The organism is Pseudomonas sp. CIP-10, from assembly GCF_020911845.1.
Classification (GTDB): Bacteria; Pseudomonadota; Gammaproteobacteria; order Pseudomonadales; family Pseudomonadaceae; genus Aquipseudomonas; species Aquipseudomonas alloputida.
In genome coordinates this window covers 1,566,416-1,582,819 of record NZ_CP087160.1, presented here as the reverse complement: position 1 = coordinate 1,582,819, position 16,404 = coordinate 1,566,416, and the positions used below count along the sequence as shown (strand labels likewise).

Annotated in this window: 18 protein-coding genes; 10 read left to right on the top strand and 8 right to left on the bottom strand. The window is 63.6% G+C overall.

The window, feature by feature from the left end; genetic code table 11:
* Positions 1–45 precede the first annotated feature (45 nt).
* From scpB to LMH93_RS07175, 4 genes are all read right to left on the bottom strand, one after another.
* Complete coding sequence (gene scpB, locus LMH93_RS07190) at positions 46–813, bottom strand: SMC-Scp complex subunit ScpB (RefSeq protein WP_003254540.1); 768 nt, start codon at positions 811–813, stop codon at positions 46–48.
* The gene (locus LMH93_RS07185; RefSeq protein ID WP_162470266.1) at positions 800–1,540 is read right to left on the bottom strand and encodes a segregation and condensation protein A; all 741 of its coding nucleotides are present in this window, start codon (positions 1,538–1,540) and stop codon (positions 800–802) included. The genes scpB and LMH93_RS07185 overlap by 14 nt, the downstream gene beginning before the upstream one ends.
* A 110-nt stretch (positions 1,541–1,650) precedes the next feature.
* Entirely contained in the window at positions 1,651–2,280 is a 630-nt protein-coding gene (locus LMH93_RS07180; protein WP_003254544.1) for an L-threonylcarbamoyladenylate synthase, read from the bottom strand.
* Between the two features lie 13 nt (positions 2,281–2,293).
* Positions 2,294–3,154, bottom strand: coding sequence for a PHP domain-containing protein (locus LMH93_RS07175; protein ID WP_003254545.1), 861 nt, complete (start codon positions 3,152–3,154; stop codon positions 2,294–2,296).
* 67 nt (positions 3,155–3,221) lie between these two features.
* Here LMH93_RS07175 and LMH93_RS07170 point away from each other — a divergent pair, with 67 nt between their 5' ends.
* From LMH93_RS07170 to LMH93_RS07150, 5 genes are all read left to right on the top strand, one after another.
* A complete protein-coding gene (locus LMH93_RS07170) occupies positions 3,222–3,815 on the top strand; it encodes a septation protein A (RefSeq protein ID WP_003254547.1) in 594 nt (197 codons plus the stop codon).
* Between the two features lies 1 nt (position 3,816).
* Positions 3,817–4,116 (top strand): YciI family protein, encoded by a 300-nt coding sequence (locus tag LMH93_RS07165; protein WP_003254549.1) that lies wholly within the window; start codon positions 3,817–3,819, stop codon positions 4,114–4,116.
* Between the two features lie 480 nt (positions 4,117–4,596).
* Positions 4,597–5,274, top strand: coding sequence for a response regulator transcription factor (locus tag LMH93_RS07160; RefSeq protein WP_003254551.1), 678 nt, complete (start codon positions 4,597–4,599; stop codon positions 5,272–5,274).
* 158 nt (positions 5,275–5,432) lie between these two features.
* Complete coding sequence (locus LMH93_RS07155; protein WP_102885769.1) at positions 5,433–5,849, top strand: Spy/CpxP family protein refolding chaperone; 417 nt, start codon at positions 5,433–5,435, stop codon at positions 5,847–5,849.
* Between the two features lie 58 nt (positions 5,850–5,907).
* Positions 5,908–7,248: a sensor histidine kinase gene (locus tag LMH93_RS07150; protein ID WP_003254555.1), complete on the top strand. Its 1,341-nt coding sequence runs from the start codon at positions 5,908–5,910 to the stop codon at positions 7,246–7,248.
* A gap of 130 nt (positions 7,249–7,378) precedes the next feature.
* On the opposite strand, the gene LMH93_RS07145 is transcribed toward LMH93_RS07150, so the two are convergent.
* Positions 7,379–7,936 (bottom strand): NAD(P)H nitroreductase, encoded by a 558-nt coding sequence (locus tag LMH93_RS07145; RefSeq protein WP_003254557.1) that lies wholly within the window; start codon positions 7,934–7,936, stop codon positions 7,379–7,381.
* A gap of 102 nt (positions 7,937–8,038) precedes the next feature.
* Between LMH93_RS07145 and LMH93_RS07140 the strand changes: the two genes are divergently transcribed.
* Complete coding sequence (locus tag LMH93_RS07140; protein ID WP_004576878.1) at positions 8,039–9,493, top strand: TrkH family potassium uptake protein; 1,455 nt, start codon at positions 8,039–8,041, stop codon at positions 9,491–9,493.
* On the opposite strand, the gene LMH93_RS07135 is transcribed toward LMH93_RS07140, so the two are convergent.
* On the bottom strand, positions 9,450–10,511 hold the full coding sequence (locus LMH93_RS07135) for an AraC family transcriptional regulator (protein ID WP_003254561.1): 1,062 nt from the start codon (positions 10,509–10,511) through the stop codon (positions 9,450–9,452). The two genes, LMH93_RS07140 and LMH93_RS07135, sit on opposite strands and share 44 nt — an antisense overlap.
* 153 nt (positions 10,512–10,664) lie before the next feature.
* Between LMH93_RS07135 and LMH93_RS07130 the strand changes: the two genes are divergently transcribed.
* A complete protein-coding gene (locus tag LMH93_RS07130; RefSeq protein ID WP_003254563.1) occupies positions 10,665–10,976 on the top strand; it encodes a DUF962 domain-containing protein in 312 nt (103 codons plus the stop codon).
* A 38-nt stretch (positions 10,977–11,014) separates the two neighbouring features.
* Here the strand turns inward: LMH93_RS07130 and LMH93_RS07125 are convergent, their stop codons facing one another.
* On the bottom strand, positions 11,015–11,812 hold the full coding sequence (locus tag LMH93_RS07125; protein ID WP_003254566.1) for a UDP-2,3-diacylglucosamine diphosphatase: 798 nt from the start codon (positions 11,810–11,812) through the stop codon (positions 11,015–11,017).
* A 127-nt stretch (positions 11,813–11,939) separates the two neighbouring features.
* On the opposite strand from LMH93_RS07125, the gene LMH93_RS07120 reads away from it, so the two are divergent.
* Both LMH93_RS07120 and LMH93_RS07115 read left to right on the top strand, forming a co-directional pair.
* Complete coding sequence (locus tag LMH93_RS07120; RefSeq protein WP_003254568.1) at positions 11,940–12,707, top strand: helix-turn-helix transcriptional regulator; 768 nt, start codon at positions 11,940–11,942, stop codon at positions 12,705–12,707.
* A gap of 259 nt (positions 12,708–12,966) precedes the next feature.
* Positions 12,967–13,857 carry a DMT family transporter gene (locus LMH93_RS07115; protein ID WP_003254570.1) on the top strand — a complete coding sequence of 297 codons (891 nt, stop codon included), beginning with the start codon at positions 12,967–12,969 and terminating at the stop codon, positions 13,855–13,857.
* Here the strand turns inward: LMH93_RS07115 and LMH93_RS07110 are convergent, their stop codons facing one another.
* Positions 13,858–14,139 (bottom strand): SelT/SelW/SelH family protein, encoded by a 282-nt coding sequence (locus tag LMH93_RS07110; RefSeq protein ID WP_012051562.1) that lies wholly within the window; start codon positions 14,137–14,139, stop codon positions 13,858–13,860. It abuts the gene before it with no gap.
* 67 nt (positions 14,140–14,206) lie between these two features.
* Here LMH93_RS07110 and LMH93_RS07105 point away from each other — a divergent pair, with 67 nt between their 5' ends.
* Complete coding sequence (locus LMH93_RS07105; RefSeq protein WP_003254573.1) at positions 14,207–16,393, top strand: patatin-like phospholipase family protein; 2,187 nt, start codon at positions 14,207–14,209, stop codon at positions 16,391–16,393.
* Positions 16,394–16,404 lie beyond the last annotated feature (11 nt).

Genomic DNA, 16,404 nt, shown 5'->3' with positions numbered 1-16,404 from the left:
GGCTTTGTGCTGGCCGCTTCGCGGGCAGCACAGGCAGCAGATCAATCAGGGCTGCGCCTTGTTCTCTTCCTCCACCGAAGGCTCAGGCTCTTCTCCCCGCAAATCATCAAAATCGGTTTTCAAACCGTCTTCCATGGCATCCAGCTCGACCAACAGGCTACGGAAGCTGGTCTCCTCTCTCGGCTCACCAACCTCCTCTTCCCCAAGGCTGGCATCCGCCAACGCCTGCAGGTGCGCAGGCACCGGCGCATCATCCGGGTCAAGTTGCGGCGCTGGTTCCATTTCGCGCAGCTCGGCCAAGGCCGGCAGGTCCTCAAGGCTCTTGAGGTTGAAATGATCGAGAAACGCCTTGGTGGTGGCGAACATCGCCGGCCGGCCGGGCACTTCGCGGTAGCCGACCACGCGAATCCACTCGCGCTCCATCATGGTCTTGATGATATTGCTGTTCACCGCAACGCCCCGCACGTCCTCGATTTCACCACGGGTGATCGGCTGGCGGTAGGCAATCAGGGCCAGTGTCTCAAGCAGCGCTCGCGAATAGCGCTGCGGGCGCTCTTCCCACAGGCGCCCGACCCAAGGGGCATAAACCTCGCGAATCTGCAGGCGATAGCCGCTGGCCACCTCCTTGAGCTCGAACGCACGCCCATTGCACGACTTGCCCAGCACCTCCAGGGCCTGCCTGAACACCTTGGGCTCGGGGCGCTCGGCTTCCTCGAACAGCTCGTACAAGCGCTCAAGGGATTGCGGCTTGCCCGAAGCGAGCAAGAAGGCTTCGATCAGCGACGCCAGGTCGCGGGGTTCATTCAGGTTCATCGGGTTCTTCAACTGGCGCCGGGCGAAGCCGCACGTGAATGGCGGCGAAAGGTTCATTCTGCACAAGTTCGATCAGCGATTCCTTCACCAGTTCGAGAATGGCCATGAAGGTCACCACCACACCGAGCTTGCCCTCCTCGGCAGCAAACAGCGCGATGAACGGCACAAAGGCACCGCCCTTGAGACGCTCCAGCACCTGGCTCATGCGCTCGCGGGTGGACAAGGTCTCACGGGTGATCTGATGGCTTTCGAACAGGTCGTTGCGGCGCATCACCTCGGCCATGGACATCAGCAGCTCTTCCAGGCTGACCTGAGGCAACAGCTTGCGTACCTTGGCCTGCGGCGCTTCCAGGCGCGGCACCACCACCTCGCGCCCGACCCGTGGCAATTCGTCGATGCCCTCGGCGGCGGCCTTGAAGCGCTCGTACTCCTGCAGGCGGCGGATCAGCTCGGCGCGAGGGTCACCCTCCTCCTCCTCGACGTCGGCGGAACGCGGCAGCAGCATGCGTGACTTGATCTCGGCCAGCATGGCAGCCATCACCAGGTATTCGGCAGCCAGTTCAAGGCGCACGCTTTTCATCAGCTCCACATAGCCCATGTACTGCCGGGTGATCTCGGCCACAGGGATGTCGAGGATGTCGATATTCTGCTTGCGGATCAGGTACAGCAACAGGTCCAGCGGGCCTTCGAACGCTTCGAGGATGACTTCAAGGGCGTCCGGCGGGATGTACAGGTCCAGCGGCAGCTCGGTCAGGGCTTCGCCATAGACCAGCGCCAACTGCAGTTGCCGAGGCGCTTCGACCCGTTCGGCCGGCGCCTCAGGCGCTTCCAGCTGGCTCACGCGTTGACCAGGAACGGCGTGGGGTCGCCACAACCTTCGCGGATCAGTTCCGGCTCGTCGCCGGACAGGTCGATGATGGTCGACGCCTTGAGGTCGCCAAACCCGCCATCGATCACCAGGTCAACATGGTGCTCCAGCCGTTCACGGATCTCATAAGGGTCGGTCATCGGCTCGCTGTCGCCCGGCAGGATCAAGCTGACGCTCATCAGTGGCTCGCCCAACTCGGCCAGCAAGGCCAGGGTGATGGCGTGGTCCGGTACACGCAGCCCGATGGTGCGACGCTTATCGTGCAACAGCAGACGCGGCACTTCACGCGTGCCGTTGAGAATGAAGGTGTAAGGCCCCGGTACATGCGCCTTCAGCATGCGGAAGGTGCCGGTGTCGACCTTGGCATACAACCCCAGTTGCGACATGTCGCAGCACATCAGGGTGAAGTTGTGCGTCTTGTCCAGCCCGCGCAGGCGCCGCACCCGCTCGATTGCCGACTTGTCGCCTATCTGGCAACCCAGCGCATAGGCCGAGTCCGTCGGATACACCACCACGCCCCCCTTGCGGATGATCTCGACGGCCTGTTTTATCAGGCGCGCCTGTGGGTTCTCCGGATGAATCTGGAAAAATTGGCTCACGTAATCGTCCTGTTCATAGCGCCAAAGGCTGTTCATGGCTGAATCGACGCCACAAAGGTGGCAGATCCTCGGGCAAAGGCCGATAGGCACCGATCTCGCCCCAGGTGCCGGGGCCGTGGAAGTCACTGCCAGCGCTTGCCAGCAGGCCGAACTCACGGGCAAGAATGGACATAGTGCCCACTTGCTCGGCAGGCATCATCCCATTGACCACTTCAAGCGCCTGCCCTCCTGCCTGAATATAGTCGGCAATCAGCCGCCTGCGCTTGCTGCGGGTCAGGTCGTAGTGCATGGGATGCGCCAGGCTCACCCAGGCGTTGGACTGCCTCAGCGTGGCAACGGTTTCGTCGAGCGTCGGCCAGTGCTGCTTGACGTCGCCCAGCTTGCCGGCGCCCAGCCACTTGCGAAACGCTTCACCACGGTCCTTGACGTGCCCGGCACGCACCAGATATTCGGCAAAATGCGGGCGCGCCGGGGCGTTGCCGCTGTCACCCAGCTCGTGCTGCACGGCGCGCGCGCCTTCAAGCGTGCCGGGCATGCCCTTGGCCGCCAGCCGTTTGTCGATTTCTTCGGCGCGCAGCCAGCGGCCGCGGTGCAACGCTTGAATCGCCGCCAGCAATGGCGGTGCGTCGAGCGGGAAATCATAGCCCAGCACGTGAATGGTCGCGCCGCCCCACGTGCAAGACAGCTCCACACCGCTGACCCAGCGCATACCCAGGTCAACGCAGGCCTGGCGCGCTTCGGGCAGGCCTTCGAGGGTGTCATGGTCGGTCAGCGCCAGCGCTTGCACCCCGTGTTCATGGGCCCGGGCAACCAGTACCGAAGGCGACAGGGCGCCGTCGGAGGCCGTGCTGTGACAGTGCAGATCAACATTCATGGAGGAGCGCTTTCGCTGGAATCGATGTTTGTTATTATGCCGTCACATCCCGATTCTGGCTGCCATTGTGAAACAATTCATCGATTTCATCCCGCTGCTGCTGTTCTTCATCGTCTACAAGCTCGACCCGCGCCCCATGGAAGTCGCCGGCCATCACTTCGAATTTGGCGGCATCTACAGCGCCACAGCCATGCTGATCATCAGCTCGCTGGTCGTGTACGGCGTATTGTTCCTGCGCCAGCGCAAACTGGAAAAGGGCCAGTGGCTGACGCTGATCGCCTGCCTGGTGTTCGGTGGCCTGACCCTGACCTTTCACAGCGAGACCTTTCTCAAGTGGAAGGCTCCTGTCGTGAACTGGCTGTTCGCCCTGGGTTTTGCCGGCAGCCACTTCATCGGCGATCGGGTGCTGATCAAGCGCATCATGGGCCACGCCCTGACCCTGCCTGATGCCATCTGGACGCGCCTGAACCTGGCCTGGATCGCTTTCTTCCTGTTCTGCGGCGCGGCCAACCTGTTCGTCGCCTTTACCTTCCAGGACTTCTGGGTGGACTTCAAGGTGTTCGGCAGCCTGGGCATGACCGTGATCTTCCTGGTGGCGCAAGGCGTGTACCTGTCGCGCCACCTGCACGATGACCCTTCTACCTCCAAACCCAAGGATTGACATGCTCTACGCCATTATCGCCAGCGACGTCGCAAACTCCCTGGAAAAGCGCCTGGCTGCCCGCCCGGCGCACATCGAACGCCTGCAGCAGCTCAAGGCCGAAGGCCGCGTGGTGTTGGCCGGCCCGCACCCGGCCATCGACAGCAACGACCCGGGCGAAGCGGGTTTCAGCGGTAGCCTGATCGTTGCCGAATTCGAATCGCTGGCGGCGGCGCAGACCTGGGCCGATGCCGACCCGTACATCGCTGCCGGCGTGTACGACAAGGTTGTGGTCAAGCCGTTCAAGCAAGTGCTGCCTTGACCTGAGACGGCACGGCCTTCTTCGCTACACAAACCTTCGGATCTGTGCCATCGCCCGTAGGAGCGGGTTCACCCGCGAAGAGGCCGGGCCTGCTGGCCAATCTCCATCCGCCGTTCACCGTTGCCGCCGCTACCGTATTCGCGGGTAAACCCGCTCCTACACAGATTGGTGGTGGACACACGTCGGCGGTTGGACACAGCCCTTTGTAGGAGCGGGTTCACCCGCGAAAGGGCCGAGCCTGCTGGCCAATCTCCACACGCTGTTCACCGTTGCCGCCGCTACCGTATTCGCGGGTAAACCCGCTCCTACACAGATTGGTGGTGGACACATCTCGGTGGTTGGACACAGCCCACTGTAGGAGCGGGTTTACCCGCGAAGAGGGCCACGCGGCACCAGCAGTTATACTCAGGCCATCAGTCTGCGGTATCTTTGCCACTGGCGGGCCGAATAACCGCCGTCAATGGTTGAATTGAGTGAGTCATGAGCGAGCTGTTACTGATTGATGATGACCAGGAACTGTGCGAGCTGCTCGGCAGCTGGCTGACCCAGGAAGGGTTTTCCGTGCGTGCCTGCCACGATGGGCAGAGCGCACGCCTGGCCCTGGCCGAGCATGCCCCTGCTGCTGTGGTACTGGATGTGATGTTGCCCGACGGCAGTGGCCTGGAGCTTCTCAAGCAGCTGCGCAGCGAGCATGCCGAGCTACCGGTGCTGATGCTGTCAGCCCGCGGCGAGCCGCTGGACCGCATTCTCGGCCTGGAACTGGGTGCCGACGACTACCTGGCCAAACCCTGCGACCCGCGCGAGCTCACTGCCCGCCTGCGCGCGGTGCTGCGCCGCAGCCACCCCACCGCCACAACCAGCCAGATGGAGCTGGGTGACCTGGTCTACAGCCCTGCGCGGGGCGTGGCCAGCATCGATGGCCGCGAAATGACCCTGACCCTGTCCGAAAGCCGTATTCTTGAAGCGCTGCTGCGCCAGCCCGGCGAGCCGCTGGACAAACAGGAACTGGCGCAGATCGGCCTGGGCCGCAAGCTGACCCTGTACGACCGCAGCCTGGACATGCATGTCAGCAACCTGCGCAAGAAGATCGGCCCCCACGCCGATGGCCGGCCACGCATTGTGGCGTTGCGTAGCCGTGGCTATTACTACTGCCTGTAAAAACGCCGGGGCCACTGCGCGCCCCTTCGCGGCACAAGGCCGGGCTGCACGGCCCCATCATCTTTACTTTGCCTTTACCCTCCCCTGACTGCGCTTGACGGTGATCTCCCTAGACTGTGCTCATCCGGTAATCACCGGCCTATGAAAGGAGAGACACCATGCGCAAGACCCTTATCGCCCTGATGTTCGCTGCCGCTTTGCCGACCGTAGCCATGGCCATGCCAGATGGCGGCCCGCGCCACGACGGCCCGCATCATCGCGGTGATGCGCCTTTCCACCAACTGGACCTGAGCCGCGATCAGCGCCAGCAGATCGGCAAGCTGATGGGCGAGCAAATGCAGCAGCGCCGCGACATTACCGAGCGCTACCTGTCCAAGCTGCCGGCCGCCGACCAGAAAGCCATGAAGGATGAACTGCAAGCCAACCGCGACAAGACCGACAGCGCAGTGCGCAAGTTGCTCACGACTGACCAGCAGAAGAAGTTCGATGAACTGCAAAAAGAACGCGCCGCCAAGAAAGCCGAGTGGCAGGAGTTCCAGGCCTGGAAAGCTGAAAAAGGCGCCAAGGCCCAGTAAGCTGTCCGCCCCGTGCCCGGCCCGCATCACTGCGGGCCGGGCTTTTCCCGTTTAGGAGGTGCACTTGCGTTCACTGTTCTGGCGCATCCTGGCCAGTTTCTGGCTGGCCATCACCCTGGTCGCAGGCCTGTCGATCCTGCTGGGGCACATGCTCAACCAGGACGCCTGGATCCTCAGCCGCCACCCGGGCCTGAATACCCTGGCCAGCAAGTGGGCCAAGCACTATGAGCAGGAAGGCCTGGAGGCGGCCCAGCACTTTCTGGAACGACGCAAGGACCGCTACAAGATCGACGTGCAGGTGCTCGACGATAGCGGTGAGGCCGTGGTGCCCGGTACCTTTCCACGCCGTGCGGCAGCCTTCGAAGCGCGCCAGCACAATGACCAGCGGCGCTTGCCATGGCGCCGGCTGACCGAGGAATACACCAGCCCCGACACCGGCGAAACCTACTTGCTGATCTACCGCATCCCCCACCCGGCGCTGGATGCCTGGCACCGTGAAAGCCTGCTGTGGCCACTCAGCGCCCTGGGCATTGCCTTGGTCGTGCTGACCCTGTTCAGCCTGCTGGTGACGCTGTCCATCACCCGCCCGTTAAGCCGCCTGCGCAGCGCCGTACACGATCTGGGCCAGACCACCTATCAGCAGAACAGCCTGGCACGGCTGGCAGCGCGGCGCGACGAGTTTGGCGTGCTGGCCAAGGACTTCAACAAGATGGGCGCGCGCCTGCAAAGCACCATTGGCAGCCAGCGCCAGCTGCTACGCGATGTGTCCCACGAACTGCGCTCGCCGCTGGCCAGGCTGCGTATCGCCCTGGCCCTGGCCGAACGCGCCGAGCCTGAGCAGCGGCAAGCGCTGTGGCCACGCCTGACCCGCGAGTGCGACCGCCTGGAAGACCTGATCAGCGAAATCCTCGCCCTGGCCCGAGTGGATGCCGAACAGGCTCATGCCGAACCCGTCGACATCAATGCCTTGCTCGGCAGCGTACGCAAGGACGCCCTGCTGAGCGCACCGGAGCAGGACGTGCGCCTGGAGGCGCAGCCGGGGTTGAACTTGCAGGGTTGGCCAACGCTGATCGAGCGTGCCGTGGACAACCTGCTGCGCAATGCCCTGCGCTTCAACCCGGCGGGCCAGCCGGTCGAGGTCAGCGCCGCACGCGAGCAGGACCGCATCGTGATCAGCGTGCGTGACCATGGGCCTGGGGCGGCAGCGGAGCACCTGGCGCAACTGGGTGAGCCGTTCTTCCGCGCGCCAGGGCAGGAAGCACCGGGGCATGGCCTGGGGCTGGCGATTGCGCGCAAGGCCGCGGAGCGCCATGGCGGTAGCCTGGTGCTGGAGAATCATCCACAGGGTGGGTTTGTGGCCAGGCTGGAGTTGCCCCTGGCTGAAGCGACAGGCAGTTGATGGGGTGTAAAGGTACCTGGCCTCTTCGCGGGTAAACCCGCTCCTACAGGGGATGTGGATGCTGTTGTAGGAGCGGGTTCACCCGCGACAAGGCCGGAAGCCTTGATACCTGAATCAGCCCAAGGCCAGGTTACTCACCCCAGCCACTGACGAAATCAGCCGTTTCCAGCACCGGCGCTGTCCGCGGCTCGGTCAGCGGCGTGCCGACGTACAGGTAGCCGATCAGCTCCTCGTTCTCGGCCAACCCCAACCCCTTGTGCACATGGGCATCGAAGGCCATGTCACCGGTACGCCACACCGCGCCGATCCCCTGCGCGTGCGCAGCAATCAGAATACCGTGCGCCGCACAGCCCGCCGCCAGGCGCTGCTCGGACTTGGGCACCTTGAAGTGGTCCTGCAACCTGGCGACCACCACGATCAGCAACGGCGCCCGCAGCGGCATCGCACGGGCCTTGTCCAGTGCAGCCTGGCTGGCATCGCCCTTGTGCTGCACGGCTTCGGCGAACAGCTCACCCAGCTTCTCGCGGCCCTGGCCTTCGATGGTAAGAAAACGCCACGGCCGCAGCTGGCCGTGATCCGGGGCGCGCAGGGCAGCCTGAAACAGCGCCTCGCGCTGGGCGGCATTGGGCGCCGGGTCGGTCAGGCGTGGCACGGAAACACGGTTGAGCAATGCGTCGAGAGCCTCCATCGGCTACCCTCCTGGCAGTTGAATGTGCGGCCATTCTAGCGTTTACATCACCAGACCCATAGGTAGAATGGCGCCCTTCCGTTTCGAGTCTGAGCAGATCACATGGCGTTGCCGACCTTAAGGATCATTGGTTTCATCATCGGCATCTTCCTGATTACCCTGGCCGTCGGCATGGCCGTGCCCATGGCGACCCTGGTGATCTTCGAGCGCACCGGTGACATGCCGTCGTTTCTCTGGTCGAGCCTGATCACCTTCATCGCCGGCCTGGCCCTGGTGGTGCAGGGGCGCCCGGAGCATGTACACCTGCGCCCACGCGACATGTACCTGCTGACCGTCAGCAGCTGGCTGGTGGTGTGCGTATTCGCCGCGCTACCGTTCCTGCTGACCCAGCACATCAGCTACACCGACGCCTTCTTCGAAAGCATGTCAGGCATCACCGCCACTGGCGCTACCGTACTCAGCGGGCTCGATAACATGTCACCGGGCATCCTCATGTGGCGCTCGATGCTGCACTGGCTCGGCGGTATCGGCTTCATCGCCATGGCGGTGGCGATCCTGCCGCTGCTGCGCATCGGCGGCATGCGCCTGTTCCAGACCGAATCGTCCGACCGCTCGGAAAAAGTCATGCCGCGCTCGCACATGGTCGCCAAGTCGATCGTGGCGGTTTACGTCGGTTTCTCCATCCTTGGTGCGTTGGCCTTCTGGTGGGCAGGCATGAGCCCGTTCGATGCGATCAACCACGCCATGTCGGCTATCTCTACGGGTGGGTTCTCCACCTCCGACCAGTCGTTGGCAAAATGGGATATCCCGGCCGTGCACTGGGTGGCGGTGGTGGTGATGATCATGGGCAGCCTGCCGTTCACCCTTTACGTAGCCACCCTGCGCGGCAACCGCAAGGCGCTGATTCGTGACCAGCAGGTACAAGGCTTGCTGGGCATGCTGGTGGTCACCTGGCTGGTACTGGGCACCTGGTACTGGTACAGCACCAACCTGCACTGGCTCGACGCCCTGCGCCACGTGGCGCTGAATGTGACCTCTGTGGTCACCACCACCGGTTTCGCCCTGGGGGACTACAGCCTGTGGGGCAACTTCTCGCTGATGCTGTTCTTCTACCTGGGCTTCGTTGGCGGCTGCTCTGGCTCGACCGCCGGCGGTATCAAGATTTTCCGCTTCCAGGTGGCCTACATCCTGCTGAAGGCCAGCCTCAACCAGCTGATTCACCCGCGCGCGGTGATCAAGCAAAAATACAACGGTCATCGCCTCGATGAAGACATCGTGCGTTCGATCCTGACGTTCTCGTTCTTCTTCGCCATCACCATTTGTGTCTTGGCGCTGCTGCTGTCGCTGCTGGGCGTGGACTGGATGACTGCGCTGACCGGTGCCGCCGGCACGGTTTCGGGTGTAGGCCCAGGCCTGGGTGAAGTGATCGGCCCGTCGGGCAACTACGCCACGCTGCCTGACGCGGCCAAATGGATTCTGGCGGCCGGCATGCTGCTGGGTCGCCTGGAAATCATCACGGTGTTGGTGTTGTGCATGCCGGCGTTCTGGCGTCACTGAGCACTTCGCCTTCCGCGCCCAGGCGGGCGCGGTACTCGCTGGGCGTGGCATCGAACCAGCGGCGGAACGCCCGATAGAAGTTGCTGGGGTCGGCAAAGCCCAGCAGGTAGGCGGTTTCCAGCAAGGTCATGCCCGGCTGGGCCAGGTATTGTTCGGCCAGTTCGCGGCGGGTGTCGTCAAGCAAGGTCTGGAAGCTGGTGCCTTCCTCCTGCAGCCGCCGTTGCAAGGTGCGCTGCGACAGGTGCAGGGCCTGGGCCAGGGTTTCGCGCTTGGGCTCACCCTGCGGCAGGATGCGGCACAACACCTGGCGTACGCGGTGGCTAACCCGGCTTTCGGAGAAGCGTGCCAGGTACTCGCCGGCAAACCGGTCGTGCAGCACCGCCATGGCCTCGTTCGCGGTCGGCAGCGGCGCCTCCATGTCGGCCCGCTCGAACACCAGTGCATCATGTGGGGCGCCGAACACCAGCGGCGAATGGAACGCCACCTTGTAAGGCTCGACATTCTTCGGCTGCGGCCCCTGCACCAGTACCCGCCGCGGCTGGACCGGCCGGCCACTGAGCCATTTGCACAGCGCCAACGCACAGGCCAGCGACGCTTCGGCGCTGTGCCGGGTTGGCGGCAGGTGGTCACCGTGCACGGTCAGAATCAGCGAATAACCCTCGGGACCGAGGACGAAACTGAGGTCGGAGCTTTCGGCGATGATGCGCTGGTAGCGCACCAGGCGCTCGAAGCCCTCGGCCAGGGTGCGGCTGGACATCAACGCATAGCCCACCACATGGAACGACGCCGGGCGGACCACCCGTGCCATGTTCAGGCCGATGGCCTCATTGCCCGACAGCTCCACCGCCAGCAGCCAGAGGCGGGTCATGGAGTCTTGCGGAAAACGTGCATCGGGGTCGTCGAGGGCGGCAAAGTCCAACCCCAATTGCTTGAACATGGCTCTGCAATCCAGCCCTTCCAGTTCAAGTGCCTTCACGATCCCTGATGCCCAACTGGCTGACGTTGTTCTTTCGCTCATGACAGGCTTCTTTTACCAACCGCTCCTGCGGTGAACCCCAAGGATACTCATTTGGCGCCTATTGTCACTGGTAGGCCCCGTCAGTCACTCTAGACTCGAATCAGGCTCCACGCCGTGTATCTTGTCCAGAAGTATTAATCCCGGAGCACTGCCATGAACAGCACAGCGCAGTTTCGCAGTTTTGCCGAGTTCTATCCGTACTATCTGGGGGAGCACAGCAACCCCACCTGCCGCCGCCTGCACTTCGTCGGCACCAGCCTGGTGATAGCGCTGCTGGCCTACACCATTGGCAGTGGCAAATGGTTGCTGCTGCTGGCCGTGCCGGTGTTCGGCTATGGCTTTGCCTGGGTCGGGCACTTCTTTTTCGAGAAGAATCGGCCAGCGACCTTTACCTATCCGCTGTACAGCCTGGCCGGGGATTTCGTGATGTTCCGGGATATCCTGCTGGGCAAGCTCAGGCTGTAAGCGTCCGAGGCCGCTTGGCGGCACTCTGCCCTCGGCCCCTAAGCCGGCTCGCGCAACGCCGCCACGGCCTGCGCTTCGGCCAGCCGATACAGTTCGACGCTGCCATCCCAATGCTCGATCAGGGCCGTGCACGACTCCACCCAGTCCCCGCAATTGAGGTAGTCCACCTCACCCACCTTGCGTATCTCGGCATGATGGATATGCCCGCACACCACTCCATGAAACCCACGACGGGTGCATTCATGGGCAATGGCATTCTCGAAGTCGCTGATGAAGTTCACCGCGCCTTTCACCTTGTGCTTGAGGTACGCCGACAGCGACCAGTAACCATAGCCATACCGCGCTCGCCAGTGGTTGAGCCAGCGGTTGAGCACCAAGGTGAATTCGTAGGCGCGATCACCCAGAAACGCCAGCCAGCGGTGGTAACGGGTAATCACATCGAACTGATCGCCATGGACCACCAGCAGTCGGCGGCCATCGGCTGTCAGGTGCTCGGCCTCGTCTACCAGCTGAATGTTGCCCAAAATCAACTTTGAGTAGCGGCGCAGGAATTCGTCATGGTTGCCGGTGACGTAGATCACCTCGGTACCGCGCTTGCTCATGGTCAGCAGCCGGCGGATCACGTTGGTGTGAGCTTGCGGCCAATAGATCCCGCCGCGCAGTTTCCAGCCATCGATGATATCGCCCACCAGGTAGACGCGGTCAGCCTGGTAGCCCTTGAGGAATTGCGACAGGTGTTCGGCCTGGCAGTCGCGGGTACCCAGGTGCACGTCGGAGATCCACAGGGTACGCACGCGTTGCTTGCGCGAGGGGCGGGACAGTTCGGCATGGCTCATGGGCAGGCTCCGGCGCAGTTTGCTGGAGACTGGCAGGCGTGCATGACAGCGCCATGGCAAAACAGTGACGAGTGATGGCGTGCAGGGATTGAGGCACAATGGGCGCCTGCCCTGCGAGGAAGCCCCCATGACCGCCGGCCCGATCCTCTCGCTGCGCCATTACCGCGACAGCCTGATCGCCCATAGCCACGAACACCCGCAACTGGTGTTCGGCCTGCGCGGCCGCCTGGAGTTCGAGGTCCAGGGACATGGCGCCGGCATCGATCGCCAGGGGCTGATCGTGGTCCCGGCGGGTGCTCATCACACGTGCGCCAGCGATGCCGGCAGTGATTGCCTGGTGCTTGATGTGCCAGGGGAGCCTTGGCTGCGCGAGCACTTGGGCGAGCATGCCGATGCCAGCCGCCGCCTGCTCGACCGCCCCGCCGCCGTGAGCCTGGATGAGCGCCAGCAGCAACTGGTGGACTGGCTGGCGACCAGCCCCGTGCACGACCCACTGATTGCCCGTCAAGGCGCGGCACTGCTGCTGGCCAGCCTCAACGCCACGGCGGCAGCCAGCGTGCACGCCAGCCAGCGCCTGCCCTACAGCGCCTTCGATGCGCATATCGAGCAACATGCGGCTTACCCGCTGCAGGTAGCTGACCTGGCGCGCATCGCCGGGCTGTCCAGTGCCCGGCTGCATGCGCGCTTTACCACTGAGTGCGGGATGACTCCGATGGACTACATTCGCCAGCGGCGTTTGCTCAAGGCGCGGCGGCTAATCGTGCAGACCGTGCTGCCGATGGGCGAAATTGCGGCGCAGGTGGGGTATAGCTCGCAAAGTGCCTTTTCAGCGGCGATGCTACGGGCGTTCGGGTGTACACCTTTGGCTTTGCGGCGAGAGTCTGGCGATAACTGACAGCAGTCTTGCGACAGAACGTGTTCGCCTGAGGCTTTAGACTTTGCCTTTACCGGCCCTTTCGCGGGTAAACCCGCTCCTACAGGATGCCCCCGCCTGAAGGTTGTGCAAAACCTGTAGGAGCGGGTTTACCCGCGAAAGCGCTGGCACAACCTGTAGGAAAGGGTTTACCCGCGAAAGGGCCGGCACAACCTGTAGGAGCGGGTTTACCCGCGAAAGGGCCGGCACTGCCTGTAGAGATCTTCATCAAGGACCCATCATGAACCACCGCACCGCCCTCGGCGCACTGCACATTGGCGCGCTGTTCTTCGGCCTTACCGGCGTCTTCGGCAAACTGGCCGCCAGCGCCAGCCCGGCGATCATTGTCTTCGGTCGCGCCGCCTTCGCCGTACTCGCCCTGGCCCTGTTCGCCAGCCTGGCCGGCCCGGGCTGGCAACGCGTGAGCCGCCAGGATACGCGCCGCCTGCTGCTCGGTGGTGTGCTGCTGGCCGGCCACTGGGTCAGCTTCTTCATCGCCGTCAAAGTGGGCGGCGTAGCCATCGCCACTCTCGGGTTCGCCAGCTTCCCGGCCTTTACGGTGATCCTCGAAAGCCTGCTGTTCCGCGAGCGTATCCACCGTAACGAAGCCGTCTTGGTCGTGCTGGTCAGCATCGGCCTGATACTGGTCACACCGGCATTCGACCTGGCCAGCGAAGCCACCGGCGGCCTGCTCTGGGCACTGCTCTCGGGCCTGCTGTTCTCGCTGCTGTCACTGACCAACCGGGCCGGCTCCGGACGTTTGCCTGCAGTGCAGGCCGCACTGTGGCAAAACCTGGTGGTGGGCCTGTGCCTGCTACCGTTCGCGGCGCCCGGCCTGGCCGACGTTGCGACCCTGGACTGGCTGTGGATCGCCCTGCTCGGCATTTTCTGCACGGGGGTGGCGCACAGCCTGTTCGTCGCCAGCCTGGCAGTGATCAAGGCGCGCACCGCTGCGGTCGTGTTCGGCATGGAGCCGGTCTACGGCATTGCCGTGGCCTGGGCAGTGTTCGCCGAAACACCTACCGTGCGCATGCTGCTGGGCGGCGCGCTGATCATCTTCGCCATCGTGCTGTCCAGCCGCCTGGCTGCCGAGCAGCCGCCCAGGCAGCGGCCACTGACCGAGGGCGCCTGATCAGCGGTCGTTGTGACCAAGGTCACGCTGCGGGTCGACCAGGTCGCGCACCCGCTGCTTCAGTGCCTTCGCCTCGGGGAAACCGCCGTCGGCCTTGCGCTCCCAGATCTGCACGTCATTGCAGGTGATGCGGAAGACACCCCCGGTGCCCGGCTCCAGCGCAACCCGGCCTAGGTCGTCGGCAAAGGTGCTGAGCAGTTCCTGAGCCAGCCAGGCCGCACGCAGCAGCCACTGGCACTGGGTGCAATAGGTGATGACGATTTCCGGCTTGTTGTCAGCCATGGTGAAACATCTCCAGGTAAGGGGCCGCTTATACTAGCGGTCTTTAGCCCACGGTTTGAGAGTCACGATGCGCCGTCTGCTGTTCTGTTTTCTGCTCGCACTCACCTCGCTTACGGCAATCGCTGCGGAACCCGCCAGGCCCAAGGTCGGCCTGGTGTTGTCTGGCGGTGCTGCCCGTGGCCTGGCCCACATCGGCGTGCTCAAAGCACTGGAGGAACAGGGTGTGCGCATCGACGCCATCGCCGGCACCAGCATGGGCGCGGTGGTCGGCGGCCTGTACGCCTCGGGCTACAGTGTCGAAGAGCTGGAAAAACTCGCGACCACCCTTGACTGGCAACAGGCGCTCTCCGATGCCCCGCCGCGCAAGGATGTGCCGTTCCGGCGCAAGCAGGATGACCGTGACTTCCTGGTCAAGCAGAAGCTCAGCTTTCGCGACGACGGCAGCATGGGCCTGCCGCTGGGTGTGATTCAGGGCCAGAACTTGTCACTGCTACTGGAAAGCAAACTGGCGCATACCGCCGACACCCGCGACTTCGATAAGCTGCCCATTCCTTTCCGCGCCGTGGCTACCGACATCGCCAGTGGCGAAAAAGTCGTGTTCCGCCGGGGTCACCTGCCCCAGGTAATCCGCGCCAGCATGTCGATCCCCGCCGTGTTCGCCCCGGTCGAACTGGACGGCCGCCTGCTGGTGGACGGCGGGATGGTCGACAACATTCCGGTGGATGTGGCCCGCGAAATGGGCGTGGACCTGGCCATCGTGGTCGACATCGGCACCCCGCTGCGCGATCGCAAGCAATTACTGACGGTGGTCGACGTGCTGAATCAGTCGATCACTTTGATGACCCGGCGCAACTCCGAAGAACAACTGGCCAGTCTGCACCGCGACGACATCCTCATCCAGCCATCGCTGACCGCCTTCGGCGTGACTGACTTCGGCCGTGCCCGCGACATGATCGACGCCGGTTACCGCGCCACTCGCCTGCTTGACCCACGCCTGGCCACCCTGCGCCAGCTCGAGGGCGACGCCAGCCTGGCCGTGGCCCGCTCGCCGCGCCAGCGCACGCCGGTAATCACCGCAATCCGGATCGAAAACGACTCCAAGGTCAGCGATGATGTAATCCGCTCGTACATCCGCCAGCCGATCGACGCACCGCTGGAACTGGGCCGCCTGCAGACCGACATGGGTACGCTGTATGGCCTGGACTACTTCGACAGGGTGCAGTACCGCGTGGTGCACAAGGGCAACGACAATACCCTGGTGATCAACGCCCGGGGCCGACGCGGCGGCACGGACTACCTGCGCCTGGGCCTGAACCTGTCCGATGACCTGCGCGGCGACAGCGCTTTCAACCTGGGCGCCAGCTACCGGGTCAACGGCATCAACAGCCTTGGCGCCGAATGGCTGACCCGCGGCCAGATCGGTGACCAGCAAGCGCTGTACAGCGAGTTCTACCAACCCCTGGATGTGGGCTCACGCTACTTCATCGCGCCGTACCTGGACCTGGGCTCGCAGAACATCGAAGCCACCCTGGACAACGACCCGGTCGCCGAGTATCGCCTGGAACGCTATGGCTTTGGCCTGAACGTAGGCCGGCAGATCGGCAACAGCGGTGAAGTGCGCCTGGGCGTGGGCAAGGCCTGGGGCGAAGCCGAGGTGCGCATCGGCGACCAGGACCTGCCCAAAGTCAGTTTCAACGAAGGTTTCTACGAGCTGAAGTACTCGTTCGACACCCTCGATAACGTGTACTTCCCGCACCATGGCGAGGATATCGGCCTGACCTTGCGCAAATACGACAAGTCGCTGGACTCCGACCAGGATTACCGGCAGTGGCTGTTCACCCTGGACAAGGCCATCAGCAGCGGGCCGAACACGTTCGTACTGGGTGGGCGCTACGGGCGCACGCTGGACGACACCGAAGTGGTGACGTCGAGCTTTGTGATGGGCGGGGCGCGAGAGCTGTCAGGCTTCCGCCAGGACTCGGTATCGGGGCAGAACGTGAGCCTGCTGCGCATGGTCTATTACCGCCGGCTGACGCCACGGGCCTATGTGCCGCTGGACTTCCCGCTGTACATCGGCGGCTCGCTGGAGCGAGGGCGGGCGTGGAACAATGACAACGAATTCGACAGTGGGTACATCAATGCGGCGAGCATCTTCCTGGGGCTTGAGACGCCTCTAGGGCCGCTGAACTTCAGCTACGGCGCCAACAGTGCGCATGAGCAGGCGGTGTACCTGAACCTTGGGCACACCTTCTGAGGCTTGCACTG